The sequence below is a fragment of the Dietzia cercidiphylli genome (assembly GCF_039531545.1).
In the GTDB taxonomy this organism is placed as follows: Bacteria; Actinomycetota; Actinomycetes; order Mycobacteriales; family Mycobacteriaceae; genus Dietzia; species Dietzia natronolimnaea.
The window spans coordinates 294,201-315,419 of the sequence record NZ_BAAAQG010000002.1 but is presented as its reverse complement, the minus strand read 5'-3'; the positions used below and the strand labels follow the sequence as shown (position 1 = coordinate 315,419).

Below are 21,219 nucleotides of genomic sequence, written 5' to 3'. Positions count from 1 at the left end.
CGGGCCGTGACCCTGGTCAGGCGGTGGAGCCCGGTGAGATGGTCGTGACCTGATAGGCCCCGTCGGCGTGGAGGGCACGGATCGCCCGCTTGTCGTACTTTCCGACCGACGTGCGGGGGATGTCGTCGACGAACGCCCAGTGGTCCGGTCGCTTCCACAGTTCCACATGGCCCTCCAGCGACTCCCAGAGCGCCCGCGCGGTGGCGGACGCGCCGGGTTTGAGGTGGACCAGGACCATGGGGCGGTTGCCCCAGCGTTCGTCCGGTACGCCGATCACCGCGGCATCGGCCACCCGCTCGTCCCGAAGGACGGCGTGCTCGAGTTCCACCGAGGAGATCAGCTCGCCCCCCGAGGCGATGATGTCGTCCACCCGGTCGACCACGTCGAGGTAGCCCCTGGGGGAGATGGTGGCCATGTCCCCGGTGCGCAGCCAACCGTCGACGAACCGGTCGGTCGCGTCGTCGCCGAGATAGCGTGCGGTGACCCAGGGTCCTCTGATCTGTAGCTCGCCGACCGACCACCCGTCGTTCGGCAGGACACGCCCGGCTTCGACGATCCGGGCCTCGACCCCGGCGGGGAACCTGCCCTGCCCGAGGATCTGTGCCCGGCGGTGGGTCGCGGACGAATGGGGGTCGGCCCGGGCGAACGTGGCGATCGGACTCGACTCGGTCAGGCCGTAGGCCTGCATGATGGTGACCCCGTGTCGCGTGACGAACGCGTCGAACAGCGCCTCCGGCACCGGCGAGCCGCCGACCAGGACCTCGCCCAGGTGGCCGAGCGGCTGGGGGTTGGTCTCCAGCCGGCGGAGGAGGCGCTGCAGGGAGGCCGGCGTGGTCGCGACCTTGTTGGGTCTGAACGTGGCGAGCAGATCGGCCAGGTCGCGGCCGGAGTGCATGGCCTGACCAGGTCGCGGCCGGGCGGTGATGATGCTCGCCCCGGTCATGAACGCCGCGTAGGGCAGGCCCCAGGACAGGACGTGGTACATCGGCACGGTCGTCAGGACGGTGTCCCCGCTGCGGAGCGCCGCGCTCTCGGCCATGCACATCTGCATCGAGTGCAGCCAGATCGAGCGGTGGGTGAACGCCACCGCCTTGGACAGGCCGGTCGTGCCGGAGGTGTAGGCCAGCGCCGCCGCGGCGCGTTCGTCCAGCTCGGGCCACTGATAGGTGGTCGGCCGTCCGTCGAGGAGGGCCTCCAGGGCGTGGAGTTCCACCTCGTGACCGTCCCCGGACAGGTCGGTGGTGTCCCCGGCGACCCGGGCGTCGAAGACGACGAGGTGGCGCACGTGCTCCAGGTCGGCGACCACCTCGAGTGCGAGAGAGAGCAGTTCGGGATCCACCAACACGACGGAGACGTCGTTGTCGCGGAGCGCCGCGAGGAGGAAGGACCGGGACCTAAGGACGTTGACCGACAGCGCGACGGCTCCCATCGACGGGATCGCGAACAGCGACTCGACGACCTCGGTGCGGCTGCCGGACAGGACGGCCACGACGTCACCCTCGCCCACGCCGAGATCGGTGAGGGCGTGGGCCAGGGCCGCGGCCCTGGCGGCGATCACGTCGAACCGAAGGGTCCGGGGCTCCATGTCCCCGACGAAACCGGTGACCGTGGAGCCGGAGTGGCGCTCTGCGGCGTGGTCGAGGATCCGGGACACGAGCAACGGGGTGTCGAGCATCGTTCCGAACATCAGACCTCCTTCCGCGCGGCCGCAGTGGGCTGTAGGTTACCGCCCGTCGACCGGGATGCGGACACGCCCGTGGAACTCGCGAGGGGGACGCGTGTGGAGACCGACTGCGGGTAGTATGCTTGCCGAAGCCACGGACGCCCGGTCGTCCCCGCATCCCGAGACATCTCCAGTTCACCGTCCGCCTCGGCGGACGGCAGCTCGTGAGTAGGTCACGGTGGGAGCGGCCGAACGGCGAGTGGTCAACTGGGATTGTCGTGCCCGTGAGTGGGTCTCGTCCGTAGTCGACGGTCAACATGACGTCGGCGCGGTGGGCGTCACCTCGTGTACATCCCCCTCAGACGAATCCGTGTCCGGCCAGTTCGCCGCCACGGAAGGCCTCAGCGGCCACCCGGGACGCCCGTCCGCGTCCCGGACAGTTGCTCGGTGCGAAGCGGTGGACACCGCCTCGGCCCGGGCCCAGAAAGGACACCCGTGACCTCGACGGAAACCCACTCCACGCCTCCGCAGGATGCCGCACTGGCAGCCATGCGACTGGCGGACCTCAAGTCCCTGGCGCAGCAGATGGGCCTCAAGGGCCTGTCAGGCAAGCGCAAGGGCGATCTGGTGGCGATGATCGACTCCGCCCGCGGCGGGAAGTCCCAGGCTCCCGCCCAGTCCGCGCCCGCCGCGACCGCGGAGAGTGCCCCCCGGTCCGACGCGCAGAAGCCGCCGAGTGGCCAGCAGCCCGCGCGCGAACCCGGGAAGGCGGACGAGGGTTCGACTCGGGGTGGCGGTGAGGCGCCCGCCGAGAGCCGGGGCCGCGGGGACGGGCAGGACCAGGGCGAACGGAACCGTCGCGAGGACGGCCCGCGCGGCGGTGGCCAGAACCAGAACCAGGCGCAGGGTCAGAACCAGGCACAGAACCAGTCGCAGGGTCAGAACCAGGGGAACCGGCAGCGTCGGGGCGGGCAGAACCGCGACGACCAGGGGTCGGGTCGTCAGGATCAGGGTCAGCAGGGCGGTCGCGCCCGCGATCAGCAGTCCGGTGATCAGCAGAACCCCGATCAGCAGGGCCGCGATCAGCAGGGCCGCGATCAGCAGGGCCAGCAGAACCGCGACCAACAGGGCCGCGATCAGCCGGGCCAGCAGAACCGCGACCAGCAGGGCGGGCGCGGCCGCGGTCGCGACCAGCAGGGCGGGGACCCGGGGAACCAACGCACCCAGGGCAACCAGGGCAACCAGGGCGGGGACAACGGCCCGCGCGGCGACGGTCAGAACCGTGATGACGACGACGGGAGCGGCCGCGGTCGTCGAAGCCGTCGCCGGCGTGAGCGCAACCGCGGTGGTGGCGGTGGCCGTCCGTCGGAGGGCGAGACCGAGGTGCGGGACGACGACGTCCTCCAGCCGGTCGCCGGGATCCTCGACGTGTTGGACAACTACGCGTTCGTCCGCACCTCCGGTTACCTCGCGGGTTCGAACGACGTCTACGTCTCGATGAACATGATCCGCAAGCACGGCCTGCGTCGTGGCGACGCGATCACCGGCGCGGTCAAGATGCCGCGGGACGGCCAGAGCGACACCCAGAACGACGGGCCCGGCGGCGGGCAGGGTGGCGGTCGTGGCGGCAATCAGGGTGGCAAGAACCGGGCGAAGTTCAACCCGCTGGTCAGGATCGACTCGGTCAACGGAGGGCCCCTCGAGGATGCCCGCAACCGTCCGGAGTTCGGCAAGCTCACGCCGCTCTACCCCAACCAGCGTCTGCGCCTCGAGACCGAGAGGAACATCCTCTCTACCCGCGTGATCGACCTGATCATGCCCATCGGCAAGGGGCAGCGAGCGCTGATCGTCTCCCCGCCCAAGGCGGGCAAGACCACGATCCTGCAGAACATCGCCAACTCGATCGCGGTCAACAACCCCGAATGCCACCTCATGGTCGTGCTCGTCGACGAGCGACCAGAGGAGGTGACCGACATGCAGAGGTCGGTCAAGGGTGAGGTCATCGCCTCGACCTTCGACCGTCCGCCGTCGGATCACACCCAGGTCGCCGAACTCGCGATCGAGCGGGCCAAGCGGCTGGTGGAGATGGGGCAGGACGTCGTGGTCCTCCTCGACTCGATCACCCGGCTGGGCCGCGCCTACAACAACTCGTCGCCCGCGTCGGGGCGCATCCTGTCCGGTGGTGTCGACTCCACGGCGCTCTATCCGCCCAAGCGGTTCCTGGGGGCGGCGCGCAACATCGAGAACGGTGGGTCCCTGACCATCATCTCCACGGCGATGGTCGAGACCGGGTCCGCCGGCGACACGGTGATCTTCGAGGAGTTCAAGGGCACCGGCAACGCCGAGCTCAAACTGGACCGGCGCATCGCCGAGCGGCGCGTGTTCCCGGCGGTCGACGTGGGCCCCTCGGGCACGCGCAAGGAAGAGCTTCTGATGACGCCCGAGGAGGCCGGTGTCATGCACAAGCTGCGGCGCGTGCTGTCGGGCCTCGACTCGCACCAGGCCATCGACCTCCTGATGTCGCAACTGCGCAAGACCAACACCAACTACGAGTTCCTGTTGCAGGTGGCCAAGACGACCCCGACACTGCCGCAGGACGAGGAGTGACAGAGGCCCCGGGACGATCGCCGTCCTCGGTCGACGACGTCCTCTCCGAGTACGGGGGCCTCGAGGCGCAGCTGTCGGACCCGGCGCTCCACGAGGACCCGGTGGCCGCGCGCAGGGTTGGCAAGCGATTCGCCGAGCTGACCCCCGTGGTGCAGTGTTACCGCGCGCTGGAGTCGACCCGGGGCGATCTGTCCGCCGCGCGTGAACTGGCCGGTGACGACTCGTCGTTCGCCGAGGAGGCCGAGCGGTTGGCGACCGAGGCCACGCGCCTGGAGTCGCGCCTGGCCGACCTGTTGGCACCGCGGGACCCCCATGACGCGGACGACGTGCTCATGGAGATCAAGTCCGGCGAGGGAGGGGAGGAGTCGGCCCTGTTCGCGGCGGACCTGGCCCGCATGTACACGCGGTACGCCGAGAAGCACGGGTGGGTCGTCGAGGTCCTCGGGGTGACCGAGTCCGACCTGGGCGGCTACAAGGACGCCTCGTTCTCCATCCGGTCCCGGCACCCCTCCCGCGAGGGCGTGTGGTCGCGACTGAAGTTCGAGGGCGGGGTGCACCGGGTCCAGCGGGTACCGGTCACGGAGTCGCAGGGCCGGGTCCACACGTCGGCCGCCGGCGTGCTGGTGTTCCCGGAGCCCGAGGACGTGGGGCCGGTCGAGATCGACGAGTCGGATCTGCGGATCGACGTCTACCGCTCGTCCGGCAAGGGCGGGCAGGGTGTCAACACCACGGACTCGGCGGTGCGGATCACGCACCTGCCGACCGGAACCGTCGTCACGTGTCAGAACGAACGTAGTCAGCTGCAGAACAAGCAACGAGCACTCGAGGTCCTCGCCGCCCGGCTCCAGGCGGCGGCCGAGGAGGCCGCGAGCGCCGAGGCCTCCGAGGGCAGGTCCACCCAGGTCCGCACCGTCGACCGTTCGGAGCGGATCCGCACATACAACTTCCCGGAGAACCGCATCGCGGATCACCGGGTCGGGTTCAAGGCGCACAATCTCGACGCCGTGCTCGACGGTGACCTCGACGCGGTCCTGGACGCCCTGGCCGCCGAGGACCGTCGTCGACGTATGGAAGACGCGTAGGCCGTGGACCTCCGCCCCGTGCCGGCGACCGGGGTCGTGAGGTCGGCGGCGCGCGCGCTGCAGGCCGCCGGCATCGACTCCGCATTCGTGGAGGCGCAGTTGATCTGCGCACACGTCCTGCGTGTCGAACGCTCCGCGCTCCCACTGGCGGAGGGGGTGGACGCGACCGGGGTCGCCGAGGTCGGACGGATAGTCGCCGCCCGCACCCTCGACCGCACCCCGCTTCAGTACCTGCTGGGCCGGGCCGTGTCGGGGCGACTCGACCTCGCGGTGGGCCCGGGAGTCTTCATCCCCAGGCCGGAGACGGAGCTGCTCGTCGAGGACACGCTGTCCGCGCTGCCCTCTCCGGGCGTCGGACCGGGCCCGGTCGTCGTGGACCTCTGCGCCGGTAGCGGCACACTGGCCCTCGAGATCGCCCACGCCAGGCCCGATGCACGGGTCCACGCCGTCGAACTGCACGAGAGCGCGCTCGGGTGGCTCCGGCGCAACGCCGCCGAGCGGGTCGCGGCGGGGGACACGCCCGTGGTGGTCCACGCGGGTGACGCCACGGACCCCGACGTCCTGGCGGGCCTGTCGGGCAGGGTCGACGCGGTGGTGTCCAACCCGCCGTACATCCCACGGTCCGACGAGCTCCCGGTGGACGTGCTCGGGCACGAGCCGTCGACCGCTCTGTTCGGGGGGGACGACGGCCTCGCCGTCATCACGCCGCTCGTCGGCGTCGCGGCCCGCCTCCTGGTGCCGGGTGGGCACCTGGCGGTGGAGCACGACGACACGACCGGCGCCGAGGTCGCGGCGGTGGTCTGGGCGCAGGGAGGCTTCGGTACCGTGGAACAGCACACCGACCTCGCCGGACGTCCGCGGTTCGTCACCGCGACGAGACTCGACCGTCCAGGCGGCGATCATCACGACGACGACGACGACGAGGTCGACCCGACAGCCCGGAAGGGGATCACCCGGTGACCATCACCTACGACTGCACCGAGGACACCGGTCGGGAGGTCGGCCTCAGTTCTGCGGCCGGCGCACTGCGTGCCGGTCGGCTCGTCGTGACCCCCACGGACACCCTGTACGGCATCGCCGCCGACGCCTTCGACCCGGACGCGGTCACCCTCCTGCTCTCGGCCAAACGTCGCGGCCCGGACATGCCGGTCCCCGTCCTGGTGGGATCCTGGGAGACCATCGACGGCCTGGTCGTGAGCACGCCGGCGACCGCGCGCGACCTCATCCGAGCCTTCTGGCCGGGAGGTCTGAGCCTGATCGTGCACCAGGCGCCGTCACTCAACTGGAACCTCGGGCACACCCAGGGCACCGTGATGCTCCGGATGCCGCTGCACCCCGTCGCGATCGAGCTCCTGCGCGAGGTCGGCCCCCTCGCCGTCTCCAGCGCCAACGTCTCCGGTCAACCCCCGGCCACGACGGTCGCGCAGGCGCGTGACCAACTCGGCGACTCGGTCGCGGTCTACCTGGACGGCGGCCCCTGCGCGGTCGGGGAACCCTCGACGATCGTCGACCTCACCGGACCGGCGCCCCGGATCGTCCGGGAGGGGGCCGTGAGCGCGGAGCGTGTCGGGGAGGTCCTGGGGACCGACCCCGCGGCCCTGCGTGGCTGACCGGGTGGTCTGATCGTGGGAATAGGGGTGCCGTTCCGCGAGCTCCTGCTCATCGCGGTGGCGGCCGGCCTGGTCACCTTCGTCGTCACGGGTCTGGTCAGGGGAGTGGCGCCGGCGATCGGCGGCCTGGCCTATCCCCGCGACAGGGACGTGCACGTGGTGCCGACGCCCCGCCTCGGTGGGGTCGGCATCTTCACCGGGTTGCTGGTCGCGGTCTACCTGGCCGCGCAGCTCCCGGCTCTCAACCGGGCGTTCCCGCCGTTCGCCCCGGACGTGGAGGCGACGATCATCGCGGGCGGGGTGATCGTGTTAGTGGGGATCGTCGACGACATCCTCGGTCTCGGGGCGGTCACCAAACTCGCCGGTCAGGCGGCGGCGGCCGGCGTCCTGGTGGCCATGGGCGTGTCGTGGACGCTGGTGTACATCCCGTTCGGGGACGGCAACATCCTCGTCCTGGACCAACTCCAGGCGGGACTGCTCACCGTGGTGTTCACGCTGACGATCGTCAACGCGATGAACTTCGTCGACGGCCTGGACGGCCTCGCCGCCGGACTCGGCGCCATCGCGGCCCTGGCGATCTGCGTGTTCTCCGTCGGGATCATGCTCGACCAGGGCGGCACCGTCGGGGCGTACCCCCCGGCACTCGTCACCGCGGTCCTGGCCGGGGCGTTGCTGGGTTTCCTGCCCCACAACTTCCAGCCCGCCCGGATCTTCATGGGCGATTCGGGCTCGATGCTGATCGGCCTCGTCCTCGCCGCGGCCTCCACCAGCGCGTCCGGCAAGATCTCGCAGAGCCTGTACGGGCCGCAGGAGATGATCGTCCTGCTCTCGCCGATGATCGTGGTCGCGGCCGCCATGTTCGTGCCGATGCTCGACCTCGTCCTGGCGGTGATCCGCCGGGTCGGCGCCGGGCGCAGTCCGTTCGCCCCCGACAAGATGCACCTGCATCACCGCCTGCTCGACCTCGGTCACTCCCATCGGAGGGTCGCACTGGTCATCTACGCGTGGGTCTCCTTGATCGCGTTCGGGGCGGTCGGGGCGACGATGCTCCCCACGGAGGTGATCGTCCCGCTCGCGGCCGCCGGACTCATCGCGGTCCTCGCCGCCACCCTGGTCCCGCGTCTGAGGAGTTCGAGGAGCGAGCGCGACACGAGCGGCCCGAGGAGCCCCCGCTAGGCTGCTCGCCATGACGGACATCCCCGCGACACCCGCGCAGCCCGCCGAAAGCCCACACACAGCCGGCCTCCGCAAGGCGGTGCGGCTCGGCGCGGTCGCGCTCGTCGTGCTCACCGTGATCAGCGCGGCGGCGTGGACCGCCGTCGACGGAACCCCGGGGTTGTGGGGTGCGCTGATGGGCGCCGCGGTGGGCGGCGCGTTCGTGCTCACCACTGCGATCGTGGTCATCGCGACGGCCCACTCGGCCCCACAGACCACCGCGGCCGTCGTACTGGGAACCTGGCTGGTCAAACTCCTCGCCGCCATGGGGGTCGTGGCAGCGCTCTCCCGGTTCGACTTCTACTCGCGGCCCGCCTTCGCCGTGACGGTCATCGCCGCTCTGATCGTGGTCCTGGCGGGGGAGACGTGGGCGGTCCTCAAGACCCGGGCTCCGTACGTGGAACCCGATGCCGGCTGACGGGTCCCCCTGTGACACCGGCCCGAGACCAGGGTGTTATCCTCATCTGCGGTGAGACGAGCACGTCACCGGGCTGCACCACGGCCCGAGGCGGTCGCGCGGAATCCCAACTCGGCCGCGAACACCGGGCCACTCGTACCGAACGCGCTCGGGCGCACGCCGCCCAACACGACCAGGGGAGAACACACTGAGTACCACGCTTCTGGCCTTCAAGGGCGAGTTTCACCCCCCGAACATTGACTACGAGTTCTTCCCTGCCGATCAGTGGCTGACCGGATTCGCCGGTGACGCGTTCGTGCTGGACCGGCTCATGATCATCCGTCTGCTCATGACCGTGGTCCTCCTGGGCTTCTTCATGCTCGCCATGCGGAACCCCAGGTTGGTCCCCCGCGGGGTCCAGAACTTCGCCGAGATCTGCCTGGACTTCGTCCGGGTCCATATCGCGGAGGAGATCCTGGGGAAGGAGCAGGGACGTCGCTTCCTGCCGATCATCGCGACGATCTTCTTCGCGGTGTTCGCGATGAACCTGCCCACGATCATCCCGGGACTCAACATCTCGCCGAACGCCAGGATCGGCTTCCCGCTGATGCTCGCGCTGCTGGGCTACCTGACCTTCATCTACGCCGGTTCCAAGAGATACGGGTTCGCGAAGTTCATCAAGGCGAGCGTGGTGATCCCGGGGCTTCCTCCGGCTCTGCACATTCTGGTCGTCCCGATCGAACTGGTGTCGACGTTCATCCTCCGCCCGGCCACGCTGACCATCCGTCTCATGGCCAACATGCTGGCGGGCCACCTGATCATCGTTCTGCTGTTCAGCGCCACGAACTTCTTCTTCTGGCAGTTCAACGGCTGGACGCTGCTGGCGGTGGGCACCTCGTTGCTGTCGGTCGCCTTCACGCTGTTCAAGCTGTTGGTGCTGTTCCTCCAGGCGTACATCTTCGCGCTGCTGGTCTCGGTGTACATCGACCTCGCACTCCACGCGGAAAGCCACTAGAACTCGGGCCGAGAGGCCTGGTACGACCACCCGTCAATCCGACAATTCACGTCCGACCGGTGCGGAGAAGCCCGCGCCGGCCATCTGAAAGGGAAACCCCATGGACATCGTCACTCTCGCCCAGGCCACCGAGTCGACCGTGAGGGGCTACGGCGCGATCGGCTACGGCCTCGCCGCCATCGGCCCCGGCATCGGCATCGGCATCCTCGTCGGCAAGACCGTCGAGGGAATGGCACGTCAGCCCGAGATGGCCGGCACCCTCCGTACCACGATGTTCCTCGGCATCGCCTTCACCGAGGCGCTCGCCCTGATCGGTATCGTCGCCGGCTTCCTGTTCTGATCGACGACCACCGACCTCGTAGGGACGCACCATGAACAACGTCATCGCCATCTTGGCGGCCGAGGGTGGAGAATCACTCCCCCTGGAGGACAGCCCCAACCCGCTGATTCCTCCGCTGTATGACATCGTCTGGTCGCTCATCCCGCTCGCCGTCATCCTCTGGCTCTTCTGGAAGTTCATCCTCCCGAAGTTCCAGCAGGTACTCGACGAGCGTTCCGAGCGCATCGAAGGCGGTCTGCGTCGTGCCGAGCAGACCCAGGCCGAGGCGAAGGAGGAGCTGGCCAAGTACAAGGCCCAGCTCGCCGAGGCGCGCAGCGAAGCGGCCAAGATCCGCGACGACGCGCGTGCCCAGGGTCAGCAGATCCTCGCGGACATGAAGTCCGAGGCGCAGGCGGAGAGCGACCGCATCGTCGCCGCGGGCAACCAGCAGCTCGCCGCGCAGCGCCAGCAGATCATCGCGGAGCTCCGCAGTGACCTGGGTCGTCAGTCGGTGGATCTCGCGGAGCGGCTCATGGGTGAGCAGCTGTCGGATCCGGTCCGGCGTTCGGGCACCATCGATCGCTTTCTGGCAGACCTCGACCGGGTCCCCGGCGCGGGCAAGAACTAAGGGAAGTGGAGCCGATGCACGCAGCGAGTCGCGAAGCGCTCGACCAGACCCGGAGCGAACTGGAGCAGACCCTGGCGGCGAACCCGTCCGGGGGAGCGACCGGCGCGAAGGTGGGCCAGGAACTCTTCGAGGTCGTGCGCGTCCTCGAGGACAACCGCGCCCTCCGGGTCTCCGTGGCCGACACCGCGGCCCCTGTGGAGGCCCGACAGGACCTGGTCCGTGGGGTGTTCGGGTGGAAGGTCGACCAGACCACCCTCGATCTGCTCCTCGCTGCGGTGTCCCGGGACTGGTCCACCCCGCGTGAGTTGCGGGAGGGCCTGATCCTGCTCGGCCGGGAGGCACTCCTGCGGTCGGCGGACCAGCAGGGCCAGCTCCAGGCCGTCGAGGACGAGTTGTTCAGGCTCGGCCGCATCGTCGCCGGAGATCCCCAGTTCGAGCAGCTCCTGGCTGACCGGACCGCGGAGGCGGGAGCCAAGCGGGGGCTCCTTGCGGAGGTCCTGTACGGCAAGGTCACCGCGGTGTCGGAGACCCTCGCCTCCCAGGCCGTGGACCGCCCGTCCGGCATGCCCGCGGACGACATCATGGAGATCTCGACCCAGGCCGCGGAGCTGCGCGGTCGCTCCGTGGCGGTGGTGACCAGCGCCGAGCCGTTGACCGAGCAGCAGTCGGATGATCTCAGGGCTCGTCTGGCCACGCTGTACGGCCGGGAGATCGCCATCCACAACGACGTCGACCAGGCACTCCTCGGCGGCGTGGTCGTCCGCGTCGGCGACGAGATCATCGACGGTAGCGTGGCAGGACGGCTCGACGCGATGCGTCGTTCCCTCCGCTGACCGGCCGGTCCGGCACAAGACGAGCTGCGACTCGGCCGTGTTCCAGCGGTGGCGGCTCAGGTAACACCCATAAAGCACATCCCGACTTTGAGAGCAGGAATGACATGGCGGAGTTGACGATCTCCTCCGAAGAGATCCGCAGCGCGATTGCGAATTACACCTCGACCGTTTCGACCGACGCGACGAAGGAGGAGGTCGGCGTCGTCGTCGACACCGGTGACGGCATCGCGCACATCAGCGGACTCCCTTCGGCGATGGCCAACGAGTTGCTGGAATTCCCCGGCGGGATCCTCGGTGTCGCACTGAACCTCGAGGACCGCGAGATCGGTGCGGTCATCCTCGGTAACTTCGACGAGATCGCCCAGGGTCAGGAGGTGCGCCGCACCGGGAACGTCCTCTCCGTCCCCGTCGGCGACGGCTTCCTCGGCCGCGTCGTCAACCCTCTCGGTAAGCCCATCGACGGCCTCGGCGACATCGAGTCGGCCGGCACCCGCGCTCTCGAGCTGCAGGCCCCGTCCGTTCTCGAGCGTCAGCCCGTCGAGGAGCCGATGCAGACCGGCATCAAGGCCATCGACGCCATGACGCCGATCGGCCGCGGCCAGCGACAGCTGATCATCGGTGACCGCAAGACCGGAAAGACCGCGGTCTGCATCGACGCCATCCTCAACCAGAAGGCCAACTGGGAGTCCGGCGACAAGAGCAAGCAGCTCCGGTGCATCTACGTCGCCATCGGCCAGAAGGGTTCCACCATCGCGGGCGTCAAGGCGACGCTCGAGGAGCACGGCGCGATGGAGTACACCACCATCGTGGCGGCCCCGGCCTCCGACTCCGCCGGCTTCAAGTGGCTCGCGCCGTTCACCGGTTCGGCCATCGGTCAGCACTGGATGTACGAGGGCGCCCACGTCCTGGTCGTGTTCGACGACCTGTCCAAGCAGGCCGACGCCTACCGTGCGATCTCGCTGCTGCTGCGCCGCCCGCCGGGTCGCGAGGCCTACCCGGGTGACGTCTTCTACCTTCACTCCCGCCTGCTCGAGCGCTGTGCCAAGCTCTCCGACGAGATGGGCGGCGGCTCCCTGACCGGCCTGCCGATCATCGAGACCAAGGCCAACGACGTCTCGGCGTTCATCCCGACCAACGTCATCTCCATCACCGACGGCCAGGTCTTCCTCGAGTCCGACCTGTTCAACCGCGGTGTGCGCCCGGCGGTCAACGTCGGTATCTCCGTCTCGCGAGTCGGCGGCGCCGCCCAGACCAAGGGCATGAAGAAGGTCTCCGGTTCGCTGCGTCTCGATCTGGCCGCGTACCGCGACCTCGAGTCCTTCGCGACCTTCGCCTCCGACCTGGACGCGGCGTCCAAGGCCCAGCTCGAGCGCGGGCAGCGTCTGGTGGAGATCCTCAAGCAGGACCAGAACTCGCCGGTCGCCGTGGAGGACCAGATCGTCTCGATCTACCTCGCCGGCGAGGGCTTCTACGACACCGTGCCCGTCGAGGACGTCCGTCGGTTCGAGGGCGAGCTGCTCGAGAGCCTGCGGCACTCCGCTGCCGACGTCTACAGCCAGATCGACGGCGGGGCGGCGCTCTCCGACGAGTCCAAGGCGACGCTCGAGGCCAAGACCAACGAGTTCAAGGAGGGCTTCGTCGCCTCCGACGGTTCGCGGGTGGTCAACGAGCCCGAGGCCGAGGCGCTCTCGGAGGACGAGATCGACCGTGAGACGCTGACGGTCACCAAGAAGAAGAAGGCCTGAGGCCTGCGATGACAGCCATCCGATTCAAGGCCGAGAGGAGAGTGATCTGACGCAATGGCGAATATGCGTGAACTGCGCGACCGGATCAAGTCGGTCAACTCGACCAAGAAGATCACCAAGGCCCAGGAGCTGATCGCCACCTCGCAGATCTCCAAGGCCCAGGCGAGGGTCGCGGCGGCCCAGCCGTTCGCCGATCAGATCACCGCCATCCTGACCGACCTCGCCAGTGCGTCGTCGGTCCAGCACCGGATGCTCAACGAGCCGGAGGACGCCAGGCGTTCCGCCGTGCTCGTGGTGACCTCGGACCGCGGGATGTGTGGTGGCTACAACCACAACGTCCTCAAGGAGGCCGCCGAGCTCATCGCGTTCCTCGAGGACGCCGGCCGCGAGGTCGACATCTACGTGCTGGGCAACAAGGGCATCGTGTACTACACGTTCCGCGAGGTGGAACTCGCCGGTTCGTGGCAGGGACACTCCCAGAAGCCCGACTACCAGGAGGCCCGTCCGGCCTTCCAGCTCCTGTCCGCCGCCTTCGCGGCCGGCGGCGAGGAGACGTTCGACGCGACGGAGTTCCTCGGGAGCGACTACCCCGGGGACACCACCCGCAAGGGCGTCGACGAGGTCCACATCGTCTACACCCAGTTCAAGTCGATGCTCACGCAGACCCCGCGTGCGCGGCGACTGGCGCCGATCGAGACCCGCGTCGAGATCGAGGAGCTGGATCTGGGCGAGGACTACATGGATTCGCCGGAGACGGAGTTCAAGCCGGAGGTCACCTTCGAGCCCGACGCGGACACTCTGCTCGACAACCTCCTCCCGAGGTACATGTCGACGAGGGCGTTCGCGTCACTGCTCGAGTCGGCGGCATCGGAGTCTGCGGCTCGCCGCACGGCAATGAAGTCGGCGACGGACAACGCGACCGAACTGGTGGAAGGCCTGAGCCGCGAGGCCAACCAGGCCCGCCAGGCACAGATCACCCAGGAAATCAGCGAGATTGTCGGTGGCGCTGGTGCGCTCGCCGCTAGCGCAGGAAGTGACTAAGCAATGACCACAGCTGTTACCGATCAGAGCACGACGGGCACGGCCGGTCTCACCGGTCGGGTCGCCCGCGTCCTGGGTGCGGTCGTCGACGTGGAATTCCCGCGTGGCGCCCTCCCGGCCCTCTTCAACGCACTCACCACCGAGATCACCCTCGAGGCCGTCGCCAAGACGGTCACCTTCGAGGTCGCCCAGCACCTCGGCGACAACATGGTGCGCTGCATCTCCATGCAGTCCACCGACGGACTCGTCCGCGGCGCGGAGGTCGTCGACTCGGGCAAGCCGATCTCGGTGCCCGTCGGCGACGTCGTCAAGGGCCACGTCTTCAACGCCCTCGGCGACTGCCTCGACGCCCCCGGCACCGGCCGGGACGGCGAGCAGTGGGGTATCCATCGCGAGCCGCCCGCCTTCGACCAGCTCGAGGGCAAGACCGAGATCCTCGAGACCGGTGTGAAGGTCATCGACCTCCTCACCCCGTATGTCAAGGGTGGCAAGATCGGCCTCTTCGGTGGTGCCGGTGTCGGCAAGACCGTGCTGATCCAGGAGATGATCACCCGTATCGCCCGCGAGTTCTCCGGTACGTCGGTGTTCGCCGGCGTCGGCGAGCGCACCCGTGAGGGCACGGACCTGTTCCTCGAGATGGAGGAGATGGGCGTCCTCCAGGACACCGCCCTGGTGTTCGGCCAGATGGACGAGCCGCCGGGGACGCGTATGCGCGTCGCGCTCTCGGCTCTGACCATGGCCGAGTACTTCCGTGACGTGCAGGGCCAGGACGTCCTGCTGTTCGTGGACAACATCTTCCGCTTCACGCAGGCGGGTTCCGAGGTCTCGACCCTTCTCGGTCGCATGCCGTCCGCCGTCGGTTACCAGCCGACCCTCGCGGACGAGATGGGCATGCTGCAGGAGCGGATCACCTCGACGCGGGGTCGATCCATCACCTCGCTCCAGGCGATCTACGTCCCCGCCGACGACTACACCGACCCGGCGCCGGCCACCACGTTCGCGCACCTCGACGCCACCACGGAGCTGTCCCGCTCGATCGCGTCGAAGGGCATCTACCCCGCGGTGGACCCGCTCACCTCGACCTCCCGGATTCTCGAGCCGGGCATCGTCGGGGAGGAGCACTACCGGGTGGCGCAGCAGGTCATCCAGATCCTGCAGAAGTACAAGGAGCTGCAGGACATCATCGCCATCCTCGGTATGGACGAGCTCTCCGAGGAGGACAAGGTCACGGTTCAGCGTGCCCGTCGCCTCGAGCGCTTCCTCGGCCAGAACTTCCTGGTCGCCGAGAAGTTCACCGGCCAGGTCGGCTCGGTCGTCCCGCTGTCGGACACCATCGAGGCCTTCGACAAGCTGTGCAAGGGCGAGCTGGACCACCTCCCGGAGCAGGCGTTCAACGGTATCGGCGGTCTGGACGACGTCGAGGCGGCCGCCAAGAAGCTCTCGGGGAAGTGACCGCTGACCATGGCTGACATCGAGGTCGAGTTCGTCACGGTCGAGCGTCGTTTCTGGTCCGGTACCGCCACCATGGTGGTCGCCAAGACCACCGAGGGCGAGATCGGAATCCAGTCCGGGCACGAGCCGCTGCTCGGCGAGCTGGACGCCGGTGGCACCGTGACGGTCTACACGGACGAGGGCAAGAAGGTCGCCGCGGTGCAGGGCGGGTTCCTCTCCGTGACGGCGAACAAGGTCAGCATCCTCGGCGAGACCGCGGAGTGGTCGGAGTCCATCGACCGCGGCGAGGCCGAGCGCGCGCTGTCCGAGGCAGGCGACGACCAGGCGGCTGCCGCAGCCGCACGCGGTCGGCTCCGCGCGGTCGAGAAGGCCGGCGCCTAGCAGTACGGCACGGTCCGCCCGTGACCTGACGGCCGCGGCCACCGGAAGGGGTTGAGCAGATGGCGATCACCGGGATCATTCTCGGTGTCGTCGTGCTGCTCGTCCTCGCCCCGGTGGTCGCGGCCGTCGTCTATCGATTGGTGGTCGTCCGCAGGGACTCCACCTCGGTCCTGGTCAAACGGGACGGGGGAGACGCGTGGCGTCACGGAGCCGTCCGCTACTCCGACACCGACCTGGCGTTCTACCGGTTGTTGAGCGTGAGGTTCGGGGCTGACGTCCGTCTCGACCGCAGAAGCCTCGAGTTGGGTCCCCGTCGTCAGCCGACGGGGCACGAACTCGACGTCGCCGAGTCGGGGGAGCTCATCGTGTCCTTCTCCGGCCACGATCGCAGGGGTGGGATCAGGGAGGGCGAGATCTGCGTGGGGCCCGCCGAGCTGACCGCACTGCTGGCGTGGGTGGAGGCCTGCTCGACCGATCAGGTCCGCTCTCCGGCCCGCCGTCGGCGCTGACTGCGTCGACTGCGCCGACTGCCCGCAGGGATCTGAGGACCGTCCGGCACATCCCGATTCCAGGAGGAACCGTGCGTCTCGTCGTCGCCACCTGTCAGGTCGACTACGTCGGCCGACTGACGGCCCACCTGCCCATGGCGCCCAGACTGTTGCTCGTCAAGGCGGACGGGTCCGTCAGCGTGCACGCCGACGACCGGGCGTACAAGCCGCTCAACTGGATGACGCCTCCCTGTTCGTTGGTCGAGCGGGAGCATCCGGATGACCCCGCGCACCTTCTCTGGGTGGTCGAGAACAAGGCCGGCGAACAACTCCGTATCACGCTCTCCGAGGTCCACCACGACTCCCGCCACGAGCTCGGTGTGGACCCCGGGCTGGTGAAGGACGGTGTCGAGGCTCATCTCCAGGAGTTGCTGGCCGAACACATCGAGACCCTGGGGCCGGGATACAGCCTGATCCGCCGCGAGTACATGACCGCGATCGGTCCGGTCGACATCCTGGGGCGGGACGCCGACGGCGTCACCGTGGCGGTCGAGATCAAGCGTCGAGGCGAGATCGACGGCGTGGAGCAACTCACGCGGTATCTGGAACTGCTCAATCGCGACCCGCTGTTGTCTCCGGTCAGCGGGGTGTTCGCCGCCCAGGTGATCAAGCCGCAGGCCCGGACCCTCGCCGAGGACCGCGGCATCCGGTGCGTGACCCTCGACTACGACTCTCTCCGTGGGATCGAGTCGACGGACCTGCGGCTGTTCTGAGGGCGGGGACCGGGTGCCGAGACGTCACAGACGCGCGGGGACGGGCCGTCCGGCGCCCCGGCGGGAGGGGCCGGGTGGCGGTGCGCTCGAATCCGGCCCGTCGGGTGACCCGGATGACTACCACGTCCGGCGCGTCCCCGGATCGCGCGCCGGTAAGGACTACCGTTGCCCGGGATGCGACCAGGTGGTCCCCGCCGGGACCCCACACGTGGTGGCGTGGCCGGATAGGCCAGGGGGCGACGACGAGCGCCGCCACTGGCACAGCGGATGCTGGTCCGGGAGGGGCAGCCGGGGTCTCACCCGTCGGTGGAGCTGAGCCGTGGGTCGACGAGCCCCGGGTCGGCGGGCATGACCGCATCGTCGTCCGGGCGGCCGGGAATGGGCTCCAGCCTGGCACGGATCGCCGCCAGATCGGCCAGGACGCGCTCTCGGACCGACCGCAGTTCCTCGGTGTGTCGACGCGCCGTCGAGACCAGCGATGCCGCCTCGGCCGCGGCGCGGTCGACCGTCTCGCGGGCCTCGTCCTCGGCCTGACGTCTCACGGCGTCCGCCGCGGCGATCGATGCCGCCTGCCGTTCCCGGTCCTCGAGCAGGGACTCCGTTCTCCTCGCATCAGAGGCGATGCGGTGATCCTCGTCGATCAGATCCCGCCGGTGAGCGGCCTCGAGGTCGAGACGTCTGGCCTCACGCTCCGCCGCGAGGATGATCTCGCGGGCCCGCGAGCGCGCCGCGTCGAGGATCCCCGTCTGCTCGGTCCGCACCGCGGCCGCCCGGTCGCGGGCCGCGGTGAGTTCCGCGGTGGCGGCATCGCGGTCGGCCGCGGCGTCGCGTCGCGCCGTCTCCCTGAGGTTCCAGGCCTCGTCCTCCGCGTCCGCCCTGACCCGGTCGGCTGCCGCGAGGGCGGAGTCGCGGATCGACTCGGCCTCGGCGGCGGCGAGGGTCAGCATCGTGGACAGGCGGTCCGACATCTGCTCGTTGGTGACCGGGGTCCGGCCGAGTTCCGCCACCCGCGCCTCGAGCGAGGCGGCCCGGGCTCGTTCCCGGGCCGCCTCGGCGGCAGCCCGTTCGGCCCGCTCGACGGCGGCGTCGCGGTCGGCGCGGAGGAGCTCGACCTCGGCCTCCAGGCGCGTGAGGGTGGAGGTCACCTGCTCGCGGTCGAAGCCCTTGCGGACCACCGCGAAGGGGTCGGCGCCCGTGGTGGGCATGTGTGTGCTCGACATGGCCCCACCCTAGCGGGGAGGCCCCGCCCGGACCCTAGTGCGACCCGGCGGCCGGCTCGACCAGTTCCAGGAGCACGCCCCCGGCGTCCTTGGGGTGCACGAAGTTGATCCGTGAACCCGCCGTGCCTCTCTTCGGTTCCGGGTACAGCACCCGCACACCGCGTCCGGTGAGGTGCTCGGTGATGGCCTCGATGTCGGTCACCCGGACCGCCATCTGCTGGATGCCCGGGCCGTTGCGATCCAGGTACTTGGCGATCGTCGACGACTCGTCGAGGGGGGCGAGCACCTGGAGGAGGGCGCTTCCGTCCGGTCGGCCGGGCGACCCCAGCATGGCCTCGCGTACTCCCTGCTCCTCGTTGACCTCCTCGTGGAGGTTCTCCATCCCGAGGTTGTCCCGGTACCAGGACACGGCGGCGTCGAAGTCGGGAACCGCCACTCCGACGTGGTCGATCGCCACGACGAGTTCGGCGGGGAGCAGGGGCTGGCCGGCTGGGGTAGTGGTCATGGGGACCACGGTAGTCGGTGACGGCAGACGGTAGTTTGGCGTGTACACGTACAGCCCCTCGAATGGAAGGTCCGCAATGTCCGCCGACTCCACCCGCACCGTCATCGTCTCCGGGGCCCGCACCCCGTTCGGCCGTCTCCAGGGCGGTCTGTCCTCCCTGTCCGCCCCCGAACTGGGCGGGATCGCCATCCGCGGGGCTCTCGAGCGCGGCGGCGTGCCCGCCGAGGCCGTCGATCAGGTGATCATGGGTCAGGTGCTGTCCGCCGGGAACGGGCAGATGCCCGCGCGTCAGGCGTCGCTGGCCGCCGGTATCCCCCAGCGGGTGGACGCGCTGAGCATCAACAAGATGTGCCTGTCCGGCCTGACGGCCATCGCGCTGGCGGACCAGGCGATCCGCGCCGGATACTCCGAGGTCGTCGTGGCGGGCGGCCAGGAGTCGATGTCCCAGGCGCCCCACCTGCTGCCCAAGAGCCGTGCCGGGTACAAGTACGGTTCCATCGAGGTCCTGGACCACATGGCCTACGACGGCCTGCACGACGTGCCCACCGACCAGCCGATGGGCGCGCTCACCGAAGCGCGCAACGCCGAGTTGGAGATCACCCGCGAGCACCAGGACGAGTTCGCGGCCGTCTCCCACCAGCGCGCCGCGGCCGCGTGGGCCGAGGGTCGGTTCGCGGACGAGGTGGTCCCCGTGACGGTGAAGGGCCGCAAGGGCGACACGGTCGTGGAGACCGACGAGGGTGTTCGCGCCGAGTCGACCGCCGAGTCGATGGGCAAGCTCAGGCCCGCGTTCGCGAAGGACGGGACCATCACCGCGGGATCCTCCTCCCAGATCTCCGACGGCGCCTCCGCCGTCATCGTCACCACCGCCGCCCGTGCGGAGGCCGAGGGGTGGCCGGTGCTGGCCGAGATCGTCGGCTACGGCACCGTCGCCGGCCCGGACTCGACCCTGCAGCACCAGCCCGCCGACGCGGTCCTCGACGCCTGTCGTCGTTCGGACGTCGAGGTCGACTCCATCGACCTGTTCGAGTTCAACGAGGCCTTCGCCTCGGTCGGTCTGCACTCGACCAAGGTCCTGGGCGTGAGCCCCGACAAGGTCAACGTCAACGGTGGCGCCATCTCGATCGGGCACCCGATCGGGGTGTCGGGCAACCGCGTCGTCCTGACCCTCGCACTGGAGCTGGCCCGCCGCGGCGGTGGCCTCGGGGCGGCGGCCCTCTGCGGCGGCGGCGGACAGGGTGACGCGCTGTTGATCCGCGTGCCCGCGACCAGCTGACACCCGATCGGACCGGCCGTGGCAGGATCGAAGGCGTGACGAGACCAGGTAACCGACCCCCGTCCGCCTCCGAGCAGAAGCTCGCGGCGTCCCTCGCCGGCGCCGTCGATCTCTCGGGGTTGAAGAAACGGGCGGAGGCGAAGCGGGACCCCGCCACCGCCGCCCGCGGAACCGGGCCCGGCTCCGGTCCGGTGACGCTCGTCGAGGTCGACGAGGCCACGTTCGAGCAGGAGGTCCTGGTCCGCTCGACGCAGGTCCCGGTCGTCGTCGAGCTCATGTCCCGGCGGGCGCCCACGGTACTGACCACCCTGCTCTCCTCGCTGGCCGAGGAGGGGGGTGGTCAGTGGGTGCACGCGGTCGTCGACGTGGACGCCGCACCGGGGATCGCGCAGGCGTTCCAGGCACGGGCGGTCCCGACGGTCGTCGCCGTCGCGGCGGGGCGGCCGCTCGCGGACTTCGAGGGGGAACAACCCGAGGACGCCCTCCGGCAGTGGATCGCGGCCGTCCTCCAGGCCACCGAGGGCAAGCTGAGCGGGACGCCCGGGGCCGAGTCGGGCGGGGAGCCGGAGGAGGTCGCGGACACCGAGCGTGACGCGGCCGAGGACGCCCTCGCGGAGGGGGAGCTGGCCACGGCGGAGGAGCGCTTCACGGCCCTGGTGGACTCACGCCCCGGAGACCACACGCTCCTGGAGGCACTGCGGTACGTGCAGGCCGCCCGGCGTGCGGCGGAGGAGACCGACGCGGGCGAGGGCACCGTCCCCGCGGCCCTGCGGGCGGCCGACCGGGCACTCGCCGGCGGGGAGTACGAGCCGGCGTTCGCGGTCCTCGTCGACGCCATCCGGGTGAGCGCGGGCGACGACCGGGCGACGCTGCGCGCCCGGCTGGTCGATCTCCTCGAGGCGCTCCCGACGGACGACCCGCGGGTGCTGGCCGCCCGTCGGAACCTCGCCAACGCGTTGTACTGAGGCC

21 protein-coding genes are annotated in these 21,219 nt (G+C 69.7%); 18 read left to right on the top strand and 3 right to left on the bottom strand.

What is annotated here, in order from left to right:
* Positions 1-16 precede the first annotated feature (16 nt).
* Positions 17-1,687, bottom strand: a complete 1,671-nt coding sequence (locus tag ABD250_RS01500) for an AMP-binding protein (RefSeq protein WP_182610719.1) — start codon at positions 1,685-1,687, stop codon at positions 17-19.
* A 525-nt stretch (positions 1,688-2,212) separates the two neighbouring features.
* Here ABD250_RS01500 and rho point away from each other — a divergent pair.
* The 16 genes from rho to nucS all read left to right on the top strand — a co-directional run bounded on the left by rho (position 2,213) and on the right by nucS (position 17,249).
* Positions 2,213-4,270 carry a transcription termination factor Rho gene (gene rho, locus ABD250_RS01495; protein ID WP_344390171.1) on the top strand — a complete coding sequence of 686 codons (2,058 nt, stop codon included), beginning with the start codon at positions 2,213-2,215 and terminating at the stop codon, positions 4,268-4,270.
* Positions 4,267-5,352 (top strand): peptide chain release factor 1, encoded by a 1,086-nt coding sequence (prfA, locus tag ABD250_RS01490; protein ID WP_182610722.1) that lies wholly within the window; start codon positions 4,267-4,269, stop codon positions 5,350-5,352. Before rho ends, prfA begins: the two co-directional genes overlap by 4 nt.
* 3 nt (positions 5,353-5,355) lie before the next feature.
* Positions 5,356-6,312 carry a peptide chain release factor N(5)-glutamine methyltransferase gene (gene prmC, locus ABD250_RS01485; protein WP_338404185.1) on the top strand — a complete coding sequence of 319 codons (957 nt, stop codon included), beginning with the start codon at positions 5,356-5,358 and terminating at the stop codon, positions 6,310-6,312.
* Positions 6,309-6,962 carry an L-threonylcarbamoyladenylate synthase gene (locus ABD250_RS01480; RefSeq protein ID WP_182644611.1) on the top strand — a complete coding sequence of 218 codons (654 nt, stop codon included), beginning with the start codon at positions 6,309-6,311 and terminating at the stop codon, positions 6,960-6,962. Before prmC ends, ABD250_RS01480 begins: the two co-directional genes overlap by 4 nt.
* 15 nt (positions 6,963-6,977) lie before the next feature.
* Positions 6,978-8,138, top strand: a complete 1,161-nt coding sequence (locus ABD250_RS01475) for an undecaprenyl/decaprenyl-phosphate alpha-N-acetylglucosaminyl 1-phosphate transferase (RefSeq protein ID WP_182658630.1) — start codon at positions 6,978-6,980, stop codon at positions 8,136-8,138.
* Positions 8,139-8,148: 10 nt separating this feature from the next.
* Complete coding sequence (locus ABD250_RS01470; RefSeq protein WP_179525555.1) at positions 8,149-8,595, top strand: Cg1360 family ATP-synthase-associated protein; 447 nt, start codon at positions 8,149-8,151, stop codon at positions 8,593-8,595.
* A gap of 202 nt (positions 8,596-8,797) precedes the next feature.
* Positions 8,798-9,589 carry a F0F1 ATP synthase subunit A gene (atpB, locus tag ABD250_RS01465; protein WP_179526265.1) on the top strand — a complete coding sequence of 264 codons (792 nt, stop codon included), beginning with the start codon at positions 8,798-8,800 and terminating at the stop codon, positions 9,587-9,589.
* 100 nt (positions 9,590-9,689) lie between these two features.
* Positions 9,690-9,929 (top strand): ATP synthase F0 subunit C, encoded by a 240-nt coding sequence (locus ABD250_RS01460; RefSeq protein WP_182609679.1) that lies wholly within the window; start codon positions 9,690-9,692, stop codon positions 9,927-9,929.
* A gap of 31 nt (positions 9,930-9,960) precedes the next feature.
* Positions 9,961-10,536 carry a F0F1 ATP synthase subunit B gene (locus ABD250_RS01455; protein ID WP_182609678.1) on the top strand — a complete coding sequence of 192 codons (576 nt, stop codon included), beginning with the start codon at positions 9,961-9,963 and terminating at the stop codon, positions 10,534-10,536.
* Between the two features lie 14 nt (positions 10,537-10,550).
* A complete protein-coding gene (locus ABD250_RS01450; protein ID WP_182658631.1) occupies positions 10,551-11,369 on the top strand; it encodes a F0F1 ATP synthase subunit delta in 819 nt (272 codons plus the stop codon).
* Positions 11,370-11,473: 104 nt separating this feature from the next.
* Positions 11,474-13,114 (top strand): F0F1 ATP synthase subunit alpha, encoded by a 1,641-nt coding sequence (atpA, locus tag ABD250_RS01445; protein ID WP_179525552.1) that lies wholly within the window; start codon positions 11,474-11,476, stop codon positions 13,112-13,114.
* Between the two features lie 54 nt (positions 13,115-13,168).
* Entirely contained in the window at positions 13,169-14,155 is a 987-nt protein-coding gene (locus ABD250_RS01440; protein WP_107747341.1) for a F0F1 ATP synthase subunit gamma, read from the top strand.
* A 3-nt stretch (positions 14,156-14,158) separates the two neighbouring features.
* Positions 14,159-15,607, top strand: a complete 1,449-nt coding sequence (gene atpD, locus ABD250_RS01435; RefSeq protein WP_107747342.1) for a F0F1 ATP synthase subunit beta — start codon at positions 14,159-14,161, stop codon at positions 15,605-15,607.
* Between the two features lie 9 nt (positions 15,608-15,616).
* Positions 15,617-15,988 carry a F0F1 ATP synthase subunit epsilon gene (locus tag ABD250_RS01430; protein WP_179525551.1) on the top strand — a complete coding sequence of 124 codons (372 nt, stop codon included), beginning with the start codon at positions 15,617-15,619 and terminating at the stop codon, positions 15,986-15,988.
* Between the two features lie 59 nt (positions 15,989-16,047).
* Entirely contained in the window at positions 16,048-16,497 is a 450-nt protein-coding gene (locus tag ABD250_RS01425; protein ID WP_182609675.1) for a DUF2550 family protein, read from the top strand.
* A 71-nt stretch (positions 16,498-16,568) separates the two neighbouring features.
* Positions 16,569-17,249: an endonuclease NucS gene (gene nucS, locus ABD250_RS01420; protein WP_182639364.1), complete on the top strand. Its 681-nt coding sequence runs from the start codon at positions 16,569-16,571 to the stop codon at positions 17,247-17,249.
* Between the two features lie 296 nt (positions 17,250-17,545).
* Here the strand turns inward: nucS and ABD250_RS01410 are convergent, their stop codons facing one another.
* Both ABD250_RS01410 and mce read right to left on the bottom strand, forming a co-directional pair.
* Positions 17,546-18,469: a coiled-coil domain-containing protein gene (locus tag ABD250_RS01410; RefSeq protein WP_344390116.1), complete on the bottom strand. Its 924-nt coding sequence runs from the start codon at positions 18,467-18,469 to the stop codon at positions 17,546-17,548.
* A gap of 34 nt (positions 18,470-18,503) precedes the next feature.
* Positions 18,504-18,974, bottom strand: coding sequence for a methylmalonyl-CoA epimerase (gene mce / locus ABD250_RS01405; protein WP_179525547.1), 471 nt, complete (start codon positions 18,972-18,974; stop codon positions 18,504-18,506).
* A gap of 76 nt (positions 18,975-19,050) precedes the next feature.
* Between mce and ABD250_RS01400 the strand changes: the two genes are divergently transcribed.
* Both ABD250_RS01400 and ABD250_RS01395 read left to right on the top strand, forming a co-directional pair.
* Positions 19,051-20,250, top strand: coding sequence for an acetyl-CoA C-acetyltransferase (locus ABD250_RS01400; RefSeq protein ID WP_182610573.1), 1,200 nt, complete (start codon positions 19,051-19,053; stop codon positions 20,248-20,250).
* Positions 20,251-20,285: 35 nt separating this feature from the next.
* Complete coding sequence (locus ABD250_RS01395; protein ID WP_179525545.1) at positions 20,286-21,215, top strand: tetratricopeptide repeat protein; 930 nt, start codon at positions 20,286-20,288, stop codon at positions 21,213-21,215.
* Positions 21,216-21,219: the final 4 nt, after the last annotated feature.